Genomic DNA, 18754 nt, shown 5'->3' with positions numbered 1-18754 from the left:
CGGTCATCGGCCCCTACGAGGAGGACGAACCAGACTCATGACGAACATCGTGGTCCTGATCAAACAGGTCCCTGACACCTGGTCGGAGCGCAAGCTGTCCGACGGCGATTTCACCCTCGACCGTGAGGCCGCCGACGCCGTGCTCGACGAAATCAACGAGCGCGCCGTCGAAGAGGCGCTCCTCATCAAGGAGCGCGAGGGCGATGCCGCCGGCACTGTGACAGTGCTCACAGCCGGACCGGAGCGCGCGACCGAGGCCATCCGCAAGGCGCTGTCGATGGGCGCCGACAAGGCGGTGCACCTCGTAGACGAGGGCATGCACGGGTCGGACATGGTTCAGACGGGTTGGGCGCTGGCCCGCGCGCTGGGCACCATCGAGGGCACCGAACTGGTCATCGCCGGTAACGAGGCAACCGACGGCGTCGGCGGCGCAGTGCCCGCGATCGTGGCCGAGTACCTGGGCCTGCCGCAGCTCACGCACCTGCGCAAGGTGACGGTCGAGGGCGGCAAGGTCGTCGGCGAGCGCGAGACCGACGACGGCGTGTTCACCGTCGAGGCGCCGCTGCCCGCCGTGATCAGCGTCAACGAGAAGATCAACGAGCCGCGCTTCCCCTCCTTCAAGGGCATCATGGCCGCGAAGAAGAAGGAAGTCACGACGCTGACGCTGGCTGAGATCGGTGTCGAGCCCGATGAGGTGGGTGTCGCGAACGCCGGTACGAAGGTGACCGCGTCGACCCCGAAGCCGCCCAAGACCGCGGGCGAGAAGGTCACGGATGAAGGTGACGGTGGCACGAAGGTCGCCGAGTACCTCGTCGCCCAAAAGATCATCTAGCCCCAGACGCCGAACAGAACCCAGAAAGTAACGAAGACACATGGCTGAAGTACTTGTGCTCGTTGAGCACGCTGAAGGTGCCCCTAAGAAGGTCACCGCCGAACTCATCACTGCTGCACGCAAATTGGGTGAGCCCTCCGCCGTGGTGGTGGGCAAGCCGGGTACGTCCGAAGGATTGATCGACGGGCTCAAGGCGGCCGGTGCCGCCAAGATCTACGTCGCCGAGTCGGACGACGCCGAGAACTACCTCATCACTCCGTTCGTGGACGTGCTCGCCTCGCTGGTCGAGTCCGCAAGCCCCGCCGGCGTGGTGCTGGCTGCGTCGGCGGACGGCAAGGAGATCGCCGGCCGGCTGGCCGCGCGTATCGGCTCGGGTGTGCTGACCGACGTGGTCGAGGTCAAGGAGGGCGGCAAGGCCGTTCACTCGATCTTCGGTGGCGCGTTCACCGTCGAGGCCGAGGCGACCACCGAGGTGCCCGTGATCACCGTGCGTCCCGGCGCCGTGGAGGCCGAGCCCGCCGAGGGTGCAGGCGAAGTGGTCACCGTCGAGGTGCCCGCGCAGGCCGAGAACGCGACCAAGATCACCAAGCGTGAGCCCGCCGTCGCCGGTGACCGTCCGGAGCTCACCGAGGCCACCGTCGTCGTGTCGGGTGGCCGTGGTGTCGGCAGCGCTGAGAACTTCAGTGTCGTCGAGGAATTGGCCGACTCGCTCGGTGCCGCCGTCGGTGCGTCGCGCGCCGCCGTCGACTCCGGCTACTACCCGGGCCAGTTCCAGGTGGGCCAGACCGGCAAGACCGTGTCGCCGCAGCTGTACATCGCGCTGGGCATTTCGGGCGCGATCCAGCACCGCGCCGGTATGCAGACGTCCAAGACGATCATCGCGGTGAACAAGGACGAGGAGGCGCCGATCTTCGAGATCGCCGACCTCGGCATCGTCGGCGACCTGTTCAAGGTCGCGCCGCAGCTGACCGAGGCCATCAAGGCTCGCAAGGGCTAGCTCGCAGGACTCGCAAAGTCGCACGTTTCGCCTGGCGGAACGTGCGACTTTGCATTCCGGCATGAATGAAGTGCGAATTTGCACACGTGAGCCCCTAGCTTCGGCCAACTCGTCACCTAGCGCTCACGGACACGTCACGCTCGCGATGCCATCCAGAGATGTGGCTAGGCGACCGTGCAGCCATGAGCACTGCTTCTGTACTCATCGCCCCCGACGACAGTTCCGCTGCGGCATCAACCCCGCGCTACACCCTGCTGCTGTCCACCGACCCGGCGCTCATCGACGCGGCTCAGCGCCTTCGCCACGACGTGTTCACCTCGGAGCCGGGCTTTGCGCTGACCGGATCCGCCGACGGCAGGGACGCCGATATTTTCGACGAGTACTGCGATCATCTGGTGGTCCGCGAGGACAACTCGGGTGAACTCGTCGGCTGCTACCGGATGCTGCCGCCGCCCGGCGCCATCGCCGCCGGGGACCTTTACACCGCAACCGAATTCGATGTTCGTGGCCTCGACGCACTGCGGCCCTCGCTGGTCGAGATGGGCCGTGCGGTGGTGCGCCAGGACCACCGCAACGGTGGTGTGGTGCTGTTGATGTGGGCCGGCATCCTGGCCTACCTCGACCGCTGCGGCTACGACTACGTGACCGGCTGTGTGTCGGTGCCTGTCGCGGGTACCGACGGCACCGCGCCCGGCAGCCAGATCCGCGGTGTGCGGGATTTCGTCCGCGGCCGCCACGCCGCGCCCGCGCAGCACACCGTGTATCCCTACCGGCCCGTGACAGTCGACGGGACGGGCCTCGACGCCATCGATCCGCCGGCGCGGTTGGCGGTGCCCCCGCTGATGCGCGGCTATCTGCGACTCGGCGCGCGGGTGTGCGGCGATCCGGCCCACGACCCGGAGTTCGGAGTCGGTGATTTCCCGGCTCTGCTGGACAAACGACAGGCCGACACCCGCTACCTCACCCGGCTGAGGTCGGTCGGTGCGGCGGCGTCATGACCATCGAGAATCCCTGGGTTCCACGCGCGACGTGTGACACCAGTTGCGTCGCGCCCGAGGCGCCGACCGGTCAGTGGATAGTCGTTGCGTGGCGCGTCGCGATACGCGCCACGTTCGCCCTCTTGTTGCTGTCCGCGGTGCCGTTGTTGGCGATTCCGATGCCGGGCCGCTCCCACGTACAGCGCAGCTATTGCCGCCTGATGTTGCGGTGTCTGGGTGTGCGAATCACGTTGTCCGGCGGGCCGATTCGCAATCTGCAGGGCGTCCTGGTGGTGAGCGGCCACGTGTCGTGGGTGGACATCTTCGCGATCGGTTCCGTCCTGCCGGGGCGGTTCGTCGCCAAGTCCGAGATGATCAACTGGCCCGGACTGGGGCTGCTGGCCAGGCTGATGAAAGTCATTCCGATCGAGAGAGGCAATCTGCGCCGACTGCCCGACGTGGTGTCTGTCATCGCGGAACGGTTGCGGGCAGGGCAGACGGTCGTGGCCTTCCCCGAGGGCACGACATGGTGCGGTCTGGAGTACGGGCACTTCCGTCCCGCGATGTTTCAGGCTGCGGTGGACGCCGGCAGGCCGGTGCAACCGCTGCGGCTGAGCTACCACGGCCGCGACGACCGCCCGTCGACGCTGGCCGCCTACGTCGGAACCGACACGCTGCTCGCATCGATCCGGCGGCTGATCACCGCACAGCGCACCATCGTGCGGGTGCATGTCGAGTCACTGCAGCTGCCCAGCACCGACCGCCGCGACCTCGCCATTCGCTGCGAATCCGCGGTGCGCGGGGACGGGTCGCGTCGAGGACACGGTCACGCGCTGGTGGCCTGACCACGGAATCTGGTCGACCGGTCCTGGGCGGCTACCATGGAACGGCTATGACCTCGTCAGATGTTCTGCGTGCTAGCGGCTCCTCGCCGGTCTATCTGGATCACGCCGCCACCACCCCGATGCACCCTGTTGCCATCGAGGCGATGACGTCTGTCCTGGCGACGGTCGGCAACGCGTCGTCACTGCACGGCACCGGTCGAGCGGCGCGTCGCCGCATGGAGGAAGCGCGCGAGACACTCGCCAAGCTGCTCGGCGCGCGGCCCTCCGAGGTGTTGTTCACCGCCGGCGGAACCGAGAGCGACAACCTCGCGGTCAAGGGCATCTACTGGGCGCGCCGCGACGGCGATCCGCGCCGCCGGCGGATCGTCACCACCGGCGTCGAGCATCACGCGGTGTTGGACGCCGTCGAATGGCTCGTCGAGCACGAAGGCGCCGAGGTGACCTGGTTGCCCGTCGACTCAGACGGATCGGTCTCGCCGTCGGCGCTTCGCGATGCACTGCAGGAGCACGACGACGTCGCACTGGTGACGATCATGTGGGCCAACAACGAGGTCGGTACGATCATGCCGATCGCGGAACTGGCGGCGATCGCCGCCGAATTCGACATCCCGATGCACAGCGACGCCGTACAGGCCGTGGGCCAGCTTCCCATCGACTTCGGCGCGAGCGGACTTTCGGCGATGAGCATCACCGCGCACAAGTTCGGCGGACCGACCGGTGTCGGCGCCCTGCTGTTGCGCCGCGACACGGCGTGCGTACCGCTGCTGCACGGAGGTGGTCAGGAACGCGATGTCCGTTCGGGTACACCGGATGTCGCGGGTGCCGTCGCGATGGCCGCCGCAGCGAAGATCGCGGTGGACGGTCTGGAAGCCCACAGTGTGCGCGTCGCCGAACTACGCGACCGCCTGATCGACGGCGTGATGTCGAGCATCGATGATGTGCGTCTCAACGGCGCGGCCGGTGCGGATCGACTTCCCGGCAACACCCACTTCACGTTCCGCGGCTGCGAGGGTGACTCGTTGCTGATGCTGCTGGACGCCAAGGGTGTCGAGTGCTCGACGGGTTCGGCGTGCACCGCAGGCGTCGCGCAGCCTTCCCACGTGCTGATCGCGATGGGCGCCGATCCGGCGAGCGCCCGCGGCTCGCTGCGACTGTCGTTGGGACACACCAGCACCGAGGCCGACGTCGACGCAGCGTTGGCGGTCTTGCCCGCCGCCGTCGAACGGGCGCGCCAGGCGGCTCTGGCCAGTTCGGGAGTTGTCGACTAGTGCGCGTACTCGTAGCGATGAGTGGTGGCGTGGACTCGTCAGTGGCGGCGGCCCGCATGGTCGACGCCGGTCACGACGTGGTCGGCGTCCACCTGGCGCTCTCTGCCGCGCCCGGCACGCTGCGCACCGGATCACGGGGCTGCTGCTCGAAGGAAGACGCCGGCGATGCACGCCGGGTCGCCGACGTGCTCGACATCCCGTTCTACGTCTGGGATTTCGTGGATCGGTTCGCCGAGGACGTGGTGGACGACTTCGTTTGGTCCTACGCCCGCGGTGAGACCCCGAACCCGTGCGTCCGATGCAATGAGCGAATCAAGTTCTCCGCGTTGGCGGCTCGCGCGCTCGCGCTCGGATTCGACGCGGTGGCGACCGGACACTACGCGCGGCTGTCTGACGGGCGGCTACGTCGCGCCGTCGACGCCGACAAGGACCAGTCCTACGTCCTGGGGGTACTCACCGCCGAGCAGTTGCGCCACGCGGTGTTTCCCGTCGGCGACACCCCCAAACCGAAGATCCGCGAGGAAGCGGCGCGGCGGGGACTGGCAGTGGCCGAAAAGCCGGACAGCCACGACATCTGCTTCATCCCCTCGGGTGACACACGCGCGTTCCTCGGTGCCCGCATCGGCGTTCGAAGGGGCACGGTGGTCGATGCACGCGGAACGGTGCTCGCGGAGCACGAGGGCGTGCATGGGTTCACCATCGGCCAGCGCAAGGGCCTCGGCATCGCCGGGCCTGGACCGGATGGTCAGCCGCGGTACGTGACGGGTATCGACGCCGAGACCGGGACGGTGCACGTCGGGACCGCGGCGGATCTCGACGTGTGGACGCTGACCGGTGAACGGCCGGTGTTCACTTCCGGTGTCGCGCCCGCGGGTCCAATCGAATGCCAGGTGCAGGTGCGTGCGCACGGAGGGATCGGCGATGGTGTCGCCGAGGTGCGGGACGGCCGCATCGTCGTCGAACTGCGTGCCCCGATCCGCGGGGTGGCCGCGGGGCAGACCATGGTCCTCTACCGCCCGGATCCCGACGGCGACGAGGTGCTAGGCAGCGCGACGATCACGCGCTAGCGGCGATCACTCCGGCACATTCGCGAGGATGTTCGTCATCACGATGTCGGGTACCGAGCCGGGGAAGTGACAAAACGTGACCTCAACCAGCACCACCGATTTCACTCGATAATCGCGACCGCAGGCCCCAGGACGTGTCCTCACCATGTCGCCCGCCACCGTCCACTCGCCGACCAGGTCCGCCCCCAAAGTGCTTGAGCCACAGTCGTCGACCAGCGCCACGAGAGTGTCGAACGCGGCGCGGGCCACCTCGGGGGAGCGGTAGGCGGCGACGGCCTCCGAGATGAGTCCGCCGTCGGGAGGATTCTGGAACGTGGTCTTGTGGAATTCCTCGACGTCGGGGCCGAACGTCTGTGTCTCTGCGAACAGCCATTCGCATTGCGGGGGAGCGCCTTTGACGAACGGCTCGATGTCGACCGGAATCTTTCCGTCCATGCTCGGGATGATCGACAGGTCCTCGCCCGCTCCCGTGATCGCCCGCATCTGCGACTGATCCAGCACGACGGTCTCGACGTCCACCGGCGAGCGCGAATCGTCGTCGATTCCCGGGATCGCCCGCACGGCCGTACCGGTGATGGACTGTGTGCACCCCGCTGCCAGTAGCGCCGCAGCGGTCCAGACCATCACCAGCCGGGCCGCTGCGGGCATGGGACCTCCCCTTTCGGGTCGAGCCTAGCCCTATCGAATACTGTTCAACGAGTGAGTGTTTTCGCCGCAGCCACCGGCATCGGATCGTGGCCGGGTACCTCGCCGCGCGAGGCCGCGGAGATCGTCGTCGGAGAACTGCACACTCTGCCGCATTTGGTCGAGCTGCCGGCCCGGGGTGTCGGCGCGGACATGATCGGCCGCGGCGGCGCGCTCCTCGTCGACATCGGTATCGACACCGTGCCGCGGGGCTACCGAATCGCCTCGGGCCGCAGCGGGGTTCTGCGGCGGGCCGTCAGTCTGCTGAACGAGGACCTCGATGCGCTCGAGGAGGCGTGGGAGAACGCCGGGCTGCGCGGAGTCACGCGCACGGTCAAGGTGCAGAGCCCGGGCCCGATCACCCTGGCCGCGCAGTTGGAGCTGCCCGGCGGGCATCGCGCCATCACCGATGCGGGTGCCGTGCGTGATCTGGCCGCCTCGCTCGCCGAGGGGGTGGCGGCACACCGCGCCGAGGTCGCCAGAAGGCTGGACACCGCAGCGGTGGTGCAGTTCGACGAACCGCTGTTGCCCGCGGCGCTCGAAGGTCGGCTGTCGGGCGTCACCAGTCTCACGCCGGTGCACCCGGTGGACGAACCGGTGGCGATCGGTCTGATCGACGACTGCATCGCAACGGTGGGCGCCGACGTGGTGCTGCACAGCTGCGCAGCCGCGCTGCCGTGGAAGATGCTGCAACGCAGTTCGATTCATGCGGTATCGGTCGATGCGTCGACGCTCGTCGCCGCCGATCTGGACGGCATCGGTGAGTTCGTCGAAACCGGGCGGACCGTGCTGCTCGGTGTCGTCCCCTCGACCGCGCCCTCGCCACGCCCGTCGTTCGAGGAGGTCGCTAAGTCGGCGGCCGCCGTCACCGATCGTCTCGGCTTTCCACGAGCGGTCCTGCGTGAGCGCATCGGCGTCACTCCGTCCTGCGGCCTCGCGGGAGCCACCCCAGAGTGGGCCCGCATTGCCGTCGAACTGGCGCAGAAGGCCGCTGACGTGTTCGCCGACGATCCCGACGCGGTGTAGCCCGCACGAACAAAACGCAACTAAAAGGTTGCGCATTGCCCCGCATCGCGGCTAGCGTAAAAAGCAACTAGGAGGTTGCATATGAATTCAGATCGGGTCGAGAAGGAAGTTGTTTTGAAGGCGCCGCTGGACCGCGTCTGGCGGGCGATCAGCGACTCCGAGGAGTTCGGCCGGTGGTTCGGAGTCCGCTTCGATGGGCCGTTCGTCGCGGGGAAGTCGGTCACCGGCACCATGACGCCCACGGAGGTGGATGACGACGTCGCAGCGACCCAGCAGCCTTACGCCGGTGAGGCCGACGCCTGGCACATCGTCGCGGTGGAGCCGCAGCGGCGGCTGGCCTTCCGCTGGCATCCGTTCGGGGTTGAAGCCGGCGTGGATGTCTCACAGGAACCCACGACGCTGGTGGAGTTCACGCTCGAAGACACGCCCGACGGCGTCCTGCTGCGCATCGTCGAATCCGGCTTCGAAGCCGTTCCGGCAAACCGTCGACGGACGGCGTTCGAGGCCAACAGCGAAGGCTGGGCGGCGCAGACCGAGCTAATCCGGAAATACCTGGCCCTTGGCGAGAGAGTGTGAGCACCTCCGTCGTTGCCAGGGCGCCGCTGTTCGACGCCCTGGGCGATCCGAATCGACTGCGTATCATCACGCGCCTGTGCGACGGCGGACCCTGCTCCACGACCAAGATCACCGAGGTGGTGTCGGTTAGCCGACAGGCGGCGACCAAACACCTGTTGCTGTTGGAGTCGGTGGGTTTGGTGAGCAGTCAGCGCCACGGCAGGGAACGGATCTGGCGAGTGCGGCCGGAACCGCTGAGTGACGCGAGCGAATACCTCGACGCGCTGTCACGTCGGTGGGACAATGCAATTGGCCGATTGCGTACTTACGTTGAGGACAATTAAACCGCTCGACGATGACCTTTCCGCGTTCGTGGGACGGGTCGGCCAAGGGTCAGCGCCGCGTGCAACAATGCATCGACGACACCGTCGAATCAGCTTTGCCACCCGCAGGAGAAACTGTGGCCCGATTCAGTCCGCGCCTCGCAGCAGGTGTGGGGTTTCTGGCGGTGTTTCTCCTGCTAGGCGGGACGGCTGCGGTAGCGGTCGCTGATCCGGGCGGTTCGCATTCAAACCGCGGCAGCGGGTTCGATCGCGGCAGCGGCGGTGGCAACGGCCGAGGTGGGTCGGAACGCCACGATCGCGACCGTGTCGGCAACGTCGACAGCGGCAAGCGTGGCGAAGTCGACCAGCAGCGACGCATCGCCGAGAGCCCGACCGTGCGAGTCGGCTCGGGTCGTACCGACGTCGCAGAGGTTGCGCCGAGCACCGCGGCCGATGCGGGTGAAACGGTTCCGAGCGGAACTGGGCCGGGGCTGTACAGCGGCACCGGTGGATCCGGTTCAGCTCGCGCCGGCGCTCCCAGCCTCCGAATGAGTCCTCCGCCCGTGACAGTGGGCAACGGGCGCGAGCCGGGCATCAGGAGAGGCGCCCCGGAACCGCAGTGGCGGGGCCCTGCGCCGCAGGAACCGCTGCCGGTCGCGCCGCCGCCTCCGCCCCCTGCCGCGCCCGCTCCGGCGCCGCCACTGACATCGGTCAAATTGAACCCGATCCAGCCGGTCCTGACGCAGCGGCTGAACGTCGCTGAGCCAGACGACTGGCAGAACCCGTGGTGGGGCCTCGCGGGACTGCTGCTGATCCCCTGCGCGGGCGCGGCTCTCGGGTACCGGCAGGCACGCGCCGCGCACGCGGCGGAGAAGTTACGCCGTCCGTAGGTCCTTGCGCAGGATCTTGCCCGACGCCGACTTCGGGATCGCCTCGATGAACTCGACCTGGCGCACCTTCTTGTACGGCGCGACCTGTCCCGCGACGAAGTCGATCACGTCGTCTGCGCTCAGATCCGCATCGGATTGCTTGACCACAAACGCTTTTGGCACTTCTTCTCCGTCGGCATCGACAACACCGACGACCGCCGCGTCGGCGATCGCGGGGTGGCTCAGCAGCACCGCCTCGAGCTCGGCCGGCGGCACTTGGTAGCCCTTGTACTTGATCAGCTCTTTGAGCCGGTCGACGATGTAGACGCAGCCGTGCGCGTCGACCTGCGCGAGATCGCCGGTGTGCAACCAGCCGTCGTCATCGATGGTCTCCTTGGTGGCTTCCTCGTTGTTCAGATAGCCCGCCATCACGTTCGGGCCCTTGAACCAGAGTTCGCCGGTTTCGCTGAGACCCTCTGTCGGAACATCGATTTCGGCACCGGTCTCAGGATCGACGATCTTGGACGCGGCGTTGGACACCGTCCAACCGACCGAGCTCAGCGGCGCGGTCGCCTTCATGTCATGCGCGCCCGCGTCGAACGGGGTGATGTGGCTGACCGGGCTCAGCTCGCTCATGCCGTAGCCCTGCACGACGCGGCACCCCAGTCGGTCGGCGACGGCCTGACCGAGGTCGGCATCCAGGGGGGCGGCGCCGGACATGACGACCTTCAGTGACGTCATGTCGTAGTCGTCGATCAGCGGGTGCTTGGCCAACGCCACAGCGACCGGCGGCGCGATGAACGCGATCGTGCATTTGTGGTCAGCGATGTTGGCGAGAAACTTGGTCAAGTCGAAGCTGCTCATGATCACCAGCCGCGCCCGGGCATGCAGGGCGGCGTTGAGCAGCACCGTCATTCCGTAGATGTGGAAGAAAGGCAGCACGGCGACGATCACGTCGTCGGCGACCATCCCGTGCAGCGGCCGGATCTGCGCGACGTTGGCCACCAGGTTGCGGTGGGTCAGCATGACGCCCTTGGGATTTCCCGTGGTGCCGGAGCTGTACGGCAGCACCGCGAGATGTGACGACGGCGCGAAGCTGACGTCGGGCGCGGGCAGTCCCGGCGCCATCAGGTCGGCGGCGTTGGGATGGCCGGCGATCTCGTGTCCCTCGCCGTCCAGCACGACGAGGTCGCTGTCGGCCAGACCGACAGCCTCGGCCGCCTCTTTCGCCTGCGCCAGCAGTGGCGTCACCGTCACCAGCATCTTGGCGTTTGAATCGGTCAGCTGTTTGGCGATGTCCTTCGCCGTGAACAATGCGTTGATGGTTGTGGCCGTCGCACCCGAGCGCAGGATGCCGTGAAAGACCACCGCGAAACGCGAGCTGTTCGGCGCCAACAGTCCGACGACGTCGCCGACGCCGATGCCGCGGCCGGTCAGTGCGCCGGCGAACGCGTCGACCCGATCGACCATCTCGCGGTAGGTGGTCTCCCTGCCCGAATCCGCGTCGACGAGCGCGACCCGGTCGAGGTCGGCCTCGTCGATGTCGGCGAACAGATAGTCGTAGATGCTGGCCGATGGGATATCGACTTCGGGGAAGGGACTCGCGAAGCTCATGGCCCTGATCGAACCATGGCCCGCCGACGGCCCGTCAAGCTTGGTCCAGTCGCGCGATTAGCTTCTTGGGTGCCACCAAGCGGTACGACGCGTCAATCAGCTCGGTGACCTCTGTCCAGTCGACTTTCTTGGACGCGAGATCCAGCCCGAGCCACCCCGCCGGCCCGAGGTACGCCGGGAAGAAGAACCGGCGATCCTGCTCCAGGGCGCGACGGTCGCTCTCGTCGACTTTCACCATGATCGACTGCGGGTAATGGTGATAGTGGGCGCCCTTGGTCTCCGGCTTCACGCTGCCTCCGTACATCACGAACATCTTCGTGACGAAGAAGGCCGGCCGGCCGTGGGAGACCTTCTCGAACGCCTCGGGGAACCCAAGCGCGATCGCGCGCACCCTGGCCAGCACCGGGTCGTCCTCGCGGAACATGATCGGGTGCGGCATGCGGTCAGGCTATCTGCTCGGGACGACGTGTCCGGGGCCTCGGTTAGCCTGCGAGGGTGAGTCCTAAGGCGACCCCTGATCCGAAGACCACGTTGGCCGAACAAGCACTGGCCGAACAAGCCGGGGACGACCTCGACGCGGACCTGCGTCGCCGGTGGCAAGAACTGGCCGACGAGGTGCGCGACCACCAGTTCCGGTACTACGTCAGAGACTCTCCGATCATCTCCGACGCGGAGTTCGACAAGCTGCTGCGTGAACTGCAGGCACTCGAAGACGAGCACCCGGAACTGCGCACTCCCGACTCGCCGACGCAACTGGTCGGCGGCGCGGGCTTCGCCACCGATTTCACCTCGGCCGAACACCTCGAGCGCATGCTGTCGCTCGACAACGTGTTCACCCCTGACGAGCTCGCGGCGTGGGCGGCACGCACCAAGGGCGAGATCGGCGAGAACGCCCACTACCTCTGCGAGCTCAAGATCGACGGCGTCGCACTCTCACTGGTCTATCGCGACGGACGGCTGGAGCGCGCCGCCACCCGGGGCGACGGCCGCACCGGCGAGGACGTCACGTTGAACGCGCGGACCATCGACGACATTACCGAAAAGCTCACCGGCACAAAGGAATTCCCGGTGCCGAAGGTGCTCGAAGTGCGCGGCGAGGTGTTCTTCCGCGTCGCCGACTTCGAAGACCTCAACGCCGGGCTCGTCGCCGAGGGCAAGCCGCCGTTCGCCAACCCGCGCAACAGCGCGGCAGGGTCGCTGCGCCAGAAGAATCCGGCTGTCACCGCGCGCCGCAAGCTGCGGATGATCTGCCACGGCATCGGACACACCGAGGGCTTCAGACCCAAGACCCTGCATGACGCGTATCGCGCGCTGCATGCGTGGGGGCTGCCGGTATCCGATCACACCGCGAGGGTCCAGGGCATCGACGCCGTCATGGAACACGTCGCGTACTGGGGCGAGCACCGACACGATGTCGATCACGAAATCGACGGTGTGGTGGTCAAAGTCGACGAGATCGCGCTGCAGCGCCGCCTCGGCGCCACGTCGCGTGCTCCGCGCTGGGCCATCGCCTACAAGTATCCGCCGGAAGAGGCGACCACCAAACTTCTCGACATCAAGGTCAACGTGGGCCGCACCGGTCGCGTCACGCCGTTCGCGTTCATGGAGCCCGTCAAGGTCGCGGGCTCCACCGTCAGCCAGGCGACGCTGCACAACGCGTCGGAGGTCAAACGCAAGGGTGTGCTGATCGGCGACACAGTGGTGATCCGCAAGGCGGGCGACGTGATTCCCGAGGTGCTCGGGCCCGTCGTCGATCTGCGTGACGGAACCGAACGCGAATTCGTCATGCCCACAAAGTGTCCCGAGTGCGGCACCACGCTCGCCCCGGCCAAGGAGGGCGACGCCGACATCCGTTGTCCCAATTCGCGGTCGTGCCCGGCGCAGTTGCGTGAGCGCGTGTTCCATGTCGCCGGGCGGGGCGCGTTCGACATCGAGGGACTTGGCTACGAGGCGGCGACTGCGCTGCTGCAAGCGGGTGTGATCACCGATGAGGGCGACCTGTTCACGCTCGGCAGCGCCGACCTGCTGCGGACCGACCTGTTCAGGACCAAGGACGGCAACCTGTCGGCCAACGGCAAGCGACTGCTGGTGAATCTGCACGAGGCGAAGTCGAAGCCGTTGTGGCGGGTGCTCGTCGCGTTGTCCATCCGGCACGTCGGCCCAACGGCCGCCCGCGCACTGGCCACCGAGTACGGCTCGCTGGACGCGATCATGGCCGCGTCGGAGGAGGAGCTGGCAGCCGTCGAAGGCGTGGGCCCAACGATCGCCGCAGCGGTCAAAGAGTGGTTCACCGTCGACTGGCACCGCGCGATCGTCGACAAATGGCGGGCGGCCGGTGTGCGGATGGCCGACGAACGCGACACCAGCGTCGAGCGCACACTCGAGGGACTGTCGATCGTGGTGACCGGGTCGCTGACGGGGTATTCGCGGGACGACGCGAAGGAGGCCATCGTCGCGCGCGGCGGTAAGGCGGCCAGTTCCGTGTCGAAGAAGACGGCCTACGTCGTCGCGGGGGATTCACCGGGCTCGAAATACGACAAGGCCGTCGAACTCGGCGTGCCGATCCTCGACGAGGACGCCTTCACCCGACTGCTGGAGAACGGACCCGACGCCGTCTAGGTCGCCCGCGTTTGTCGCCATAGGGCACCGGGCACCCGTCCGGTGACGAACTTCGGCGACGAACAGGGGAGTGACGATGGCGATCTGCGATACCTGCGGAAACGATTACGACAAGACGTTCACCGTGAGCTGGGGCGACGGCAAGACCGCGACGTTCGACAGCATCGAGTGCGCGGCGGCTCAACTGGCGCCGGAGTGTGCGCACTGCGGGTGTCGGATCCTGGGCCACGGGATCGAGACACCCGACGCGATCTTCTGCTGCGCGCACTGCGCGCGGAAGGACAGCAACGCCGACGTCAACGACCGCTACCCGGTGCCCGCCGGAGCCTGAGTCAGCGCAGGATCGTCGCGACGATGCCGGCCAGGTAACCCAGCCTCGCCACCTCCGACGGGCGGAACAGCGGGCCACCGGGCCGACCCAGCACCACAGCGGTATTGGGGTTGCCGAGGGGCGCCGCGGCCAGCGTGGTGTTCATGTCGCGCCACAGCTGCGGCACCCAATCCGCTTCGCCGTCAAGCGCTTCGGCGTGCTCCAGCGGAAGCCAGGGCACCTCGGCGGCCTGCGTCTCGGGCGCGCCATGGCTGCCGACTATGCGCTCGGGGCCGGACTCGGTGAGGCGAACGACGGTGCACCAGCCGACGCGCAGTACGCGCGGTGACTCATCGGCGAGCACCTGCAGCTTGTCCTTGTCCGGCGCTGCGGCGATGTGATCGATGAGCTCGAGTTCGCGGTGCGCCTCCAGCAGGCCCGTGTGCGGCCGGATGGTGTCGACGTAGACGCCCTTGATCTGTTCGGCCGCCGTGATCAGCATGTCGGGCATCGCACCGGGAGGCAGGTCGACGACCAGATCGTCGATGGCGAAGCCGGTGCCGCGTTCGACGACGTCGAGCGACAGGATGTCGGCGCCCACGGAGCCGAGAGCCACGGCCAAGGAGCCGAGGCTGCCCGGTCGGTCCTCGAGCTGGACCCGCAGCAGATACGAAGGCACGCGCAACACTGTTTCACAGCGCCCGAGGCTCAGCATTTCCGGCAACGGGGGCCGACGGGGTCCGGAGACGGCAGATTCACCGCCGCAACGGCGGTGACTAGGTGTTCTCGGTCATGACGTTGGTAGCAGGCGTGTTGGCTTGATGTGAGGAGAACCTCCGGGTGAGGTGTGGCTTGTCGAAGGCCCATCACCACCCCGGAGGTTCTCGTGTCCCACCGTAATGCCCGCACCACGCTGCACGGCCGAATGCTGATCGTGCAGCGCCACCAGCAAGGGTGGCCGCAGGCCCATATCGCCGCGGCGATGGGCATCTCCCGCAAATGCGTCCACACCTGGATCAGCCGTTATGCCGCTGAAGGTGAGGCCGGACTGCATGACCGGTCCTCACGACCGCACCACAGCCCTCGCGGACCTCGGCGCGGGTGGAGCGCCAAGTGATCGCCGCGCGGCGCAAACATCGTCGGGGCCAGGACTGGCTGGGTCCTGAACTGGGCATTGCGCCCCGGACCGTGGGACGGATTCTGCGCCGTCGCGCTGTGCCCTACCTGCGTGACTGCGATCCGATGACCGGTGCGGTGATCAAGTCGTCGAAGGCCACGACACGACGCTATGAGCGACAACGGCCTGGCGAGCTGGTGCATGTCGATGTCAAAAAGCTCGGTCGTATCCCCGACGGGGGTGGGTGGCGCGCTCACGGGCGTAGTGAACAGGTCCGCAGGCGCGGTATCGGGTATGACTACGTGCACTCGATGGTCGATGACCACAGCCGGCTGGCGTACTCAGAGATCCATGCCGATGAGAAAGGTCCGACGTGTGCCGGGTTCATTGCTCGGGCGGCGCAATACTTTCAATCGCAGGGCATTTCGCGTATCGAGCGCGTGATCACCGACAACCATCTGAGCTATCGGCGCTCGGCCCACGTCGCTGCCGTCATCGACCAACTGCACGCCAAACACCTGTTCATCAAGCCGCACTGCCCATGGCAGAACGGCAAGGTGGAACGCTATAACCGCACCCTGCAAAGCGAATGGTCCTATCGCCGGGTGTTCGCCTCCAACGCAGACCGCGCCCGAGCACTTGCGCCCTGGGTCGAGTTCTACAACACTCAACGCCGCCACAGCGCACTCGACGGGGTACCACCCATCAGCCGACTGCAACCAACGTCATGACCGAGAACAACTAGGCTTTGCAGTCGTGTCGCAGATCTCCCGAGACGAGGTAGCCCATTTGGCGCGCCTGGCCCGGCTTGCCCTCACCGAGGACGAGCTGGACAGCTTCGCAGGACAGCTGGACGCCATCCTCAGTCACGTCAGCCAGATCCAGGCCGTCGACGTCGCAGGAGTCGACCCGACCGGCAATCCCCTCAAGGACGTCAACGTGTTCCGTCCCGACCAGGTCGAACCGTGCCTGACCCAAGAGGAAGCGCTGGCCCAGGCCCCCAAGGCGGTCGATGGCCGGTTCGCCGTCCCGCGGATTCTGGGTGAAGCCGAATGAGCGACCTGATTCGGCTCGACGCGGCCACACTGGCCGCCAAGATCGCGGACAAGGAGGTGTCGTCCACCGAGGCGACGCGTGCCTGCCTGGATCAGATCGCGGCGACCGACGGCGAATACCACGCGTTTCTGCACGTCGCGGAGGAGAAGGCACTGGCGGCGGCGGCGCAGGTGGATGCGCAGATCGCCGCGGGCGAGACGCTGCCGTCGCCGCTGGCCGGTGTGCCGCTGGCCCTCAAGGACGTGTTCACCACCACCGATATGCCCACCACCTGCGGCTCGAAGATTCTCGAGGGCTGGACGTCGCCGTACGACGCGACGTTGACGGCGCGGCTGCGCGCGGCGGGCATCCCGATCCTGGGCAAGACGAACATGGACGAGTTCGCGATGGGTTCGTCCACCGAGAACTCTGCGTACGGACCCACCCGCAACCCCTGGAACACCGATCGCGTGCCCGGGGGTTCCGGCGGCGGCAGCGCCGCAGCGCTGGCGGCGTTCCAGGCGCCGCTGGCCATCGGGACCGACACCGGCGGCTCGATCCGCCAGCCGGCCGCGTTGACCGCGACGGTCGGGGTGAAGCCGACCTACGGCACGGTGTCGCGCTACGGACTGGTGGCATGCGCCTCGTCACTGGACCAGGGCGGGCCGTGCGCGCGCACAGTGCTCGACACCGCACTGCTGCATCAGGTGATCGCCGGACACGACCCGAAGGACTCGACCTCGGTCGACGCCGAAGTGCCGGACGTGGTGGGCGCGGCGCGCGCAGGCGCCGCGGGAGACCTGAAGGGTGTGCGGATCGGTGTGGTGAAGCAGTTGCGCGGTGACGGTTACCAGGACGGCGTGCTGGCGTCGTTCAACGCCGCCGTCGAACAACTCACCGCGCTGGGCGCCGAGATCAGTGAGGTCGACTGCCCGCACTTCGACTACTCGCTGCCCGCGTACTACCTGATCCTCCCGTCGGAGGTGTCGTCGAACCTGGCCCGTTTCGACGCCATGCGGTACGGGCTGCGGGTCGGTGACGACGGCACCCGCAGCGCCGAGGAGGTGATGGCGCTGACCCGCGCGGCCGGATTCGGTCCAGAAGTGAAGCGCCGCATCATGATCGGCACGTACGCGTTGTCGGCGGGCTATTACGACGCCTACTACAACCAGGCGCAGAAGGTGCGGACGCTGATCGCGCGCGATCTCGACGAGGCGTACCAGAAGGTCGATGTGCTGATCTCGCCGGCTACTCCGACGACGGCGTTCCCGTTGGGGGAGAAGGTCGACGATCCGTTGGCGATGTACCTGTTCGACCTGTGCACGCTGCCGCTGAACCTGGCCGGGCACTGCGGAATGTCGGTGCCGTCGGGACTCTCGCCGGACGACAACCTGCCGGTGGGGCTGCAGATCATGGCCCCTGCGCTCGCCGATGACCGGCTGTACCGGGTGGGTGCCGCCTATGAAGTTGCCCGAGGTCCGCTGCCAACGGCGCTCTGACGGGGGAGGATGGTGCTATGCGGATCGGAATACTGACCGGTGGGGGCGACTGTCCTGGACTGAACGCGGTGATCCGGGCGGTCGTGCGGACATGTGACGTGCGCTATGGCTCGTCGGTCGTCGGTTTTCAGGACGGTTGGCGCGGGCTGCTGGAGAACCGCCGCATCCAACTGGCCAACGACGACCGCAACGACCGGTTGCTGGCCAAGGGCGGAACGATGCTGGGCACCGCGCGCGTGCACCCCGAGAAGCTGCGCGCCGGGCTCGACCAGATCAAGCAGACCCTCGACGACAACGGCATCGATGTGCTGATCCCGATCGGCGGCGAGGGCACGCTGACCGCCGCGCATTGGCTGTCGGAAGAGAACGTGCCGGTGGTCGGCGTACCCAAGACGATCGACAACGACATCGACTGCACCGATGTGACATTCGGGCACGACACCGCGCTCGGAGTCGCCAGCGAGGCCATCGACCGGCTGCACAGCACCGCCGAGTCGCACCAGCGCGTGATGCTGGTCGAGGTGATGGGTCGCCACGCAGGCTGGATCGCGCTGAACGCCGGCCTGGCATCCGGGGCGCATATGACGCTGATCCCCGAGCAGCCCTTCGATGTCGAGGAAGTGTGCCGGCTGATCAAGGCGCGGTTTGTGCGCGGCGACTCGCACTTCATCTGTGTGGTGGCCGAAGGGGCGAAGCCCGCCGAGGGCTCAATGCCGTTGCGCGAGGGCGGAATCGACGAGTTCGGACATGAGAGGTTCACCGGCATCGCCCAGCAGCTCGCCGTCGAGGTCGAGAAGCGGATCAACAAAGAGGTGCGGGTGACCGTGCTCGGGCATGTGCAGCGCGGCGGGACCCCCACGCCGTACGACCGGATCCTGGCTACCCGCTTCGGAGTGAACGCCGCCGACGCCGCGCACGCGGGGGAGTACGGGATGATGGTGTCGCTGCGCGGGCAGGAGATCGGCCGGGTGCCGCTTGCGGATGCGGTGCGTCAGCTCAAGCTGGTGCCGCAGAGTCGGTACGACGACGCCGCGGAGTTCTTCGGCTGAGTTTGTTTGCGCGACCAGACGCAAAAGGGCGTGTCACACCGGCGCGTCGCGGGCATTTGCGTCTGCTC

General features: G+C 67.3%; 19 protein-coding genes and 1 pseudogene. 16 read left to right on the top strand and 4 right to left on the bottom strand.

Translation table 11 applies throughout. The features are described 5' to 3' along the window. Positions 1-37 precede the first annotated feature (37 nt). From G6N43_RS21800 to mnmA, 6 genes are all read left to right on the top strand, one after another. Positions 38-832, top strand: coding sequence for an electron transfer flavoprotein subunit beta/FixA family protein (locus tag G6N43_RS21800; protein WP_083157736.1), 795 nt, complete (start codon positions 38-40; stop codon positions 830-832). 40 nt (positions 833-872) lie between these two features. Beyond that, positions 873-1829, top strand: coding sequence for an electron transfer flavoprotein subunit alpha/FixB family protein (locus G6N43_RS21795; protein ID WP_083157737.1), 957 nt, complete (start codon positions 873-875; stop codon positions 1827-1829). Positions 1830-2011: 182 nt separating this feature from the next. Beyond that, on the top strand, positions 2012-2827 hold the full coding sequence (locus tag G6N43_RS21790) for a GNAT family N-acetyltransferase (protein WP_083157738.1): 816 nt from the start codon (positions 2012-2014) through the stop codon (positions 2825-2827). Further along, on the top strand, positions 2824-3651 hold the full coding sequence (locus G6N43_RS21785) for a lysophospholipid acyltransferase family protein (RefSeq protein ID WP_083157739.1): 828 nt from the start codon (positions 2824-2826) through the stop codon (positions 3649-3651). Before G6N43_RS21790 ends, G6N43_RS21785 begins: the two co-directional genes overlap by 4 nt. Positions 3652-3698: 47 nt before the next feature. Then, the gene (locus tag G6N43_RS21780; RefSeq protein WP_083157740.1) at positions 3699-4919 is read left to right on the top strand and encodes a cysteine desulfurase family protein; all 1221 of its coding nucleotides are present in this window, start codon (positions 3699-3701) and stop codon (positions 4917-4919) included. Further along, complete coding sequence (gene mnmA / locus G6N43_RS21775; protein ID WP_083157741.1) at positions 4919-5986, top strand: tRNA 2-thiouridine(34) synthase MnmA; 1068 nt, start codon at positions 4919-4921, stop codon at positions 5984-5986. The genes G6N43_RS21780 and mnmA overlap by 1 nt, the downstream gene beginning before the upstream one ends. A gap of 6 nt (positions 5987-5992) precedes the next feature. Here the strand turns inward: mnmA and G6N43_RS21770 are convergent, their stop codons facing one another. Next, complete coding sequence (locus G6N43_RS21770; protein WP_083157742.1) at positions 5993-6634, bottom strand: sensor domain-containing protein; 642 nt, start codon at positions 6632-6634, stop codon at positions 5993-5995. Positions 6635-6685: 51 nt separating this feature from the next. Here G6N43_RS21770 and G6N43_RS21765 point away from each other — a divergent pair, with 51 nt between their 5' ends. From G6N43_RS21765 to G6N43_RS21750, 4 genes are all read left to right on the top strand, one after another. Further along, positions 6686-7696 (top strand): uroporphyrinogen decarboxylase/cobalamine-independent methonine synthase family protein, encoded by a 1011-nt coding sequence (locus tag G6N43_RS21765; RefSeq protein ID WP_083157743.1) that lies wholly within the window; start codon positions 6686-6688, stop codon positions 7694-7696. Positions 7697-7777: 81 nt separating this feature from the next. Beyond that, positions 7778-8272, top strand: a complete 495-nt coding sequence (locus G6N43_RS21760) for an SRPBCC family protein (RefSeq protein ID WP_083157744.1) — start codon at positions 7778-7780, stop codon at positions 8270-8272. After that, positions 8269-8595, top strand: coding sequence for an ArsR/SmtB family transcription factor (locus G6N43_RS21755; RefSeq protein ID WP_083157745.1), 327 nt, complete (start codon positions 8269-8271; stop codon positions 8593-8595). The genes G6N43_RS21760 and G6N43_RS21755 overlap by 4 nt, the downstream gene beginning before the upstream one ends. 116 nt (positions 8596-8711) lie before the next feature. Beyond that, the gene (locus G6N43_RS21750; RefSeq protein WP_133056602.1) at positions 8712-9464 is read left to right on the top strand and encodes a hypothetical protein; all 753 of its coding nucleotides are present in this window, start codon (positions 8712-8714) and stop codon (positions 9462-9464) included. On the opposite strand, the gene G6N43_RS21745 is transcribed toward G6N43_RS21750, so the two are convergent. Both G6N43_RS21745 and G6N43_RS21740 read right to left on the bottom strand, forming a co-directional pair. Beyond that, on the bottom strand, positions 9450-11057 hold the full coding sequence (locus tag G6N43_RS21745; protein ID WP_083157747.1) for a 4-coumarate--CoA ligase family protein: 1608 nt from the start codon (positions 11055-11057) through the stop codon (positions 9450-9452). The genes G6N43_RS21750 and G6N43_RS21745 overlap by 15 nt on opposite strands. A 34-nt stretch (positions 11058-11091) precedes the next feature. Continuing rightward, positions 11092-11496, bottom strand: a complete 405-nt coding sequence (locus tag G6N43_RS21740) for an MmcQ/YjbR family DNA-binding protein (RefSeq protein WP_083157748.1) — start codon at positions 11494-11496, stop codon at positions 11092-11094. Between the two features lie 56 nt (positions 11497-11552). Between G6N43_RS21740 and ligA the strand changes: the two genes are divergently transcribed. Both ligA and G6N43_RS21730 read left to right on the top strand, forming a co-directional pair. Further along, positions 11553-13676: an NAD-dependent DNA ligase LigA gene (ligA, locus tag G6N43_RS21735; protein WP_083157749.1), complete on the top strand. Its 2124-nt coding sequence runs from the start codon at positions 11553-11555 to the stop codon at positions 13674-13676. 76 nt (positions 13677-13752) lie between these two features. Then, complete coding sequence (locus G6N43_RS21730; protein ID WP_083157752.1) at positions 13753-14007, top strand: metallothionein; 255 nt, start codon at positions 13753-13755, stop codon at positions 14005-14007. A gap of 1 nt (position 14008) precedes the next feature. Here the strand turns inward: G6N43_RS21730 and G6N43_RS21725 are convergent, their stop codons facing one another. Further along, on the bottom strand, positions 14009-14674 hold the full coding sequence (locus G6N43_RS21725) for an ACT domain-containing protein (protein ID WP_197745390.1): 666 nt from the start codon (positions 14672-14674) through the stop codon (positions 14009-14011). A gap of 198 nt (positions 14675-14872) precedes the next feature. Between G6N43_RS21725 and G6N43_RS21720 the strand changes: the two are divergent. From G6N43_RS21720 to G6N43_RS21705, 4 genes and pseudogenes are all read left to right on the top strand, one after another. After that, a pseudogene (locus G6N43_RS21720) lies at positions 14873-15834 on the top strand (IS481 family transposase). 25 nt (positions 15835-15859) lie between these two features. After that, a complete protein-coding gene (gatC, locus tag G6N43_RS21715) occupies positions 15860-16159 on the top strand; it encodes an Asp-tRNA(Asn)/Glu-tRNA(Gln) amidotransferase subunit GatC (RefSeq protein WP_083157375.1) in 300 nt (99 codons plus the stop codon). After that, a complete protein-coding gene (gene gatA, locus G6N43_RS21710; protein WP_083157376.1) occupies positions 16156-17637 on the top strand; it encodes an Asp-tRNA(Asn)/Glu-tRNA(Gln) amidotransferase subunit GatA in 1482 nt (493 codons plus the stop codon). Before gatC ends, gatA begins: the two co-directional genes overlap by 4 nt. 17 nt (positions 17638-17654) lie before the next feature. Continuing rightward, positions 17655-18686: an ATP-dependent 6-phosphofructokinase gene (locus G6N43_RS21705; protein ID WP_083157377.1), complete on the top strand. Its 1032-nt coding sequence runs from the start codon at positions 17655-17657 to the stop codon at positions 18684-18686. Positions 18687-18754: the final 68 nt, after the last annotated feature.

The organism is Mycolicibacterium moriokaense, from assembly GCF_010726085.1.
GTDB classification, from domain to species: domain Bacteria; phylum Actinomycetota; class Actinomycetes; order Mycobacteriales; family Mycobacteriaceae; genus Mycobacterium; species Mycobacterium moriokaense.
This window is presented reverse-complemented; position numbering and strand designations above follow the sequence as displayed.

What these genes read in the sequence shown, in the direction of transcription:
- G6N43_RS21800 (WP_083157736.1), top strand. Translation starts at nt 38, where the DNA reads ATGACGAACATCGTGGTCCTGATCAAACAGGTCCCTGACACCTGGTCG.
- G6N43_RS21795 (WP_083157737.1), top strand. Translation starts at nt 873, where the DNA reads ATGGCTGAAGTACTTGTGCTCGTTGAGCACGCTGAAGGTGCCCCTAAG.
- G6N43_RS21790 (WP_083157738.1), top strand. Translation starts at nt 2,012, where the DNA reads ATGAGCACTGCTTCTGTACTCATCGCCCCCGACGACAGTTCCGCTGCG.
- G6N43_RS21785 (WP_083157739.1), top strand. Translation starts at nt 2,824, where the DNA reads ATGACCATCGAGAATCCCTGGGTTCCACGCGCGACGTGTGACACCAGT.
- G6N43_RS21780 (WP_083157740.1), top strand. Translation starts at nt 3,699, where the DNA reads ATGACCTCGTCAGATGTTCTGCGTGCTAGCGGCTCCTCGCCGGTCTAT.
- G6N43_RS21770 (WP_083157742.1), bottom strand. Translation starts at nt 6,634, where the DNA reads ATGCCCGCAGCGGCCCGGCTGGTGATGGTCTGGACCGCTGCGGCGCTA.
- G6N43_RS21760 (WP_083157744.1), top strand. Translation starts at nt 7,778, where the DNA reads ATGAATTCAGATCGGGTCGAGAAGGAAGTTGTTTTGAAGGCGCCGCTG.
- G6N43_RS21745 (WP_083157747.1), bottom strand. Translation starts at nt 11,057, where the DNA reads ATGAGCTTCGCGAGTCCCTTCCCCGAAGTCGATATCCCATCGGCCAGC.
- G6N43_RS21740 (WP_083157748.1), bottom strand. Translation starts at nt 11,496, where the DNA reads ATGCCGCACCCGATCATGTTCCGCGAGGACGACCCGGTGCTGGCCAGG.
- G6N43_RS21730 (WP_083157752.1), top strand. Translation starts at nt 13,753, where the DNA reads ATGGCGATCTGCGATACCTGCGGAAACGATTACGACAAGACGTTCACC.
- gatA (WP_083157376.1), top strand. Translation starts at nt 16,156, where the DNA reads ATGAGCGACCTGATTCGGCTCGACGCGGCCACACTGGCCGCCAAGATC.
- G6N43_RS21705 (WP_083157377.1), top strand. Translation starts at nt 17,655, where the DNA reads ATGCGGATCGGAATACTGACCGGTGGGGGCGACTGTCCTGGACTGAAC.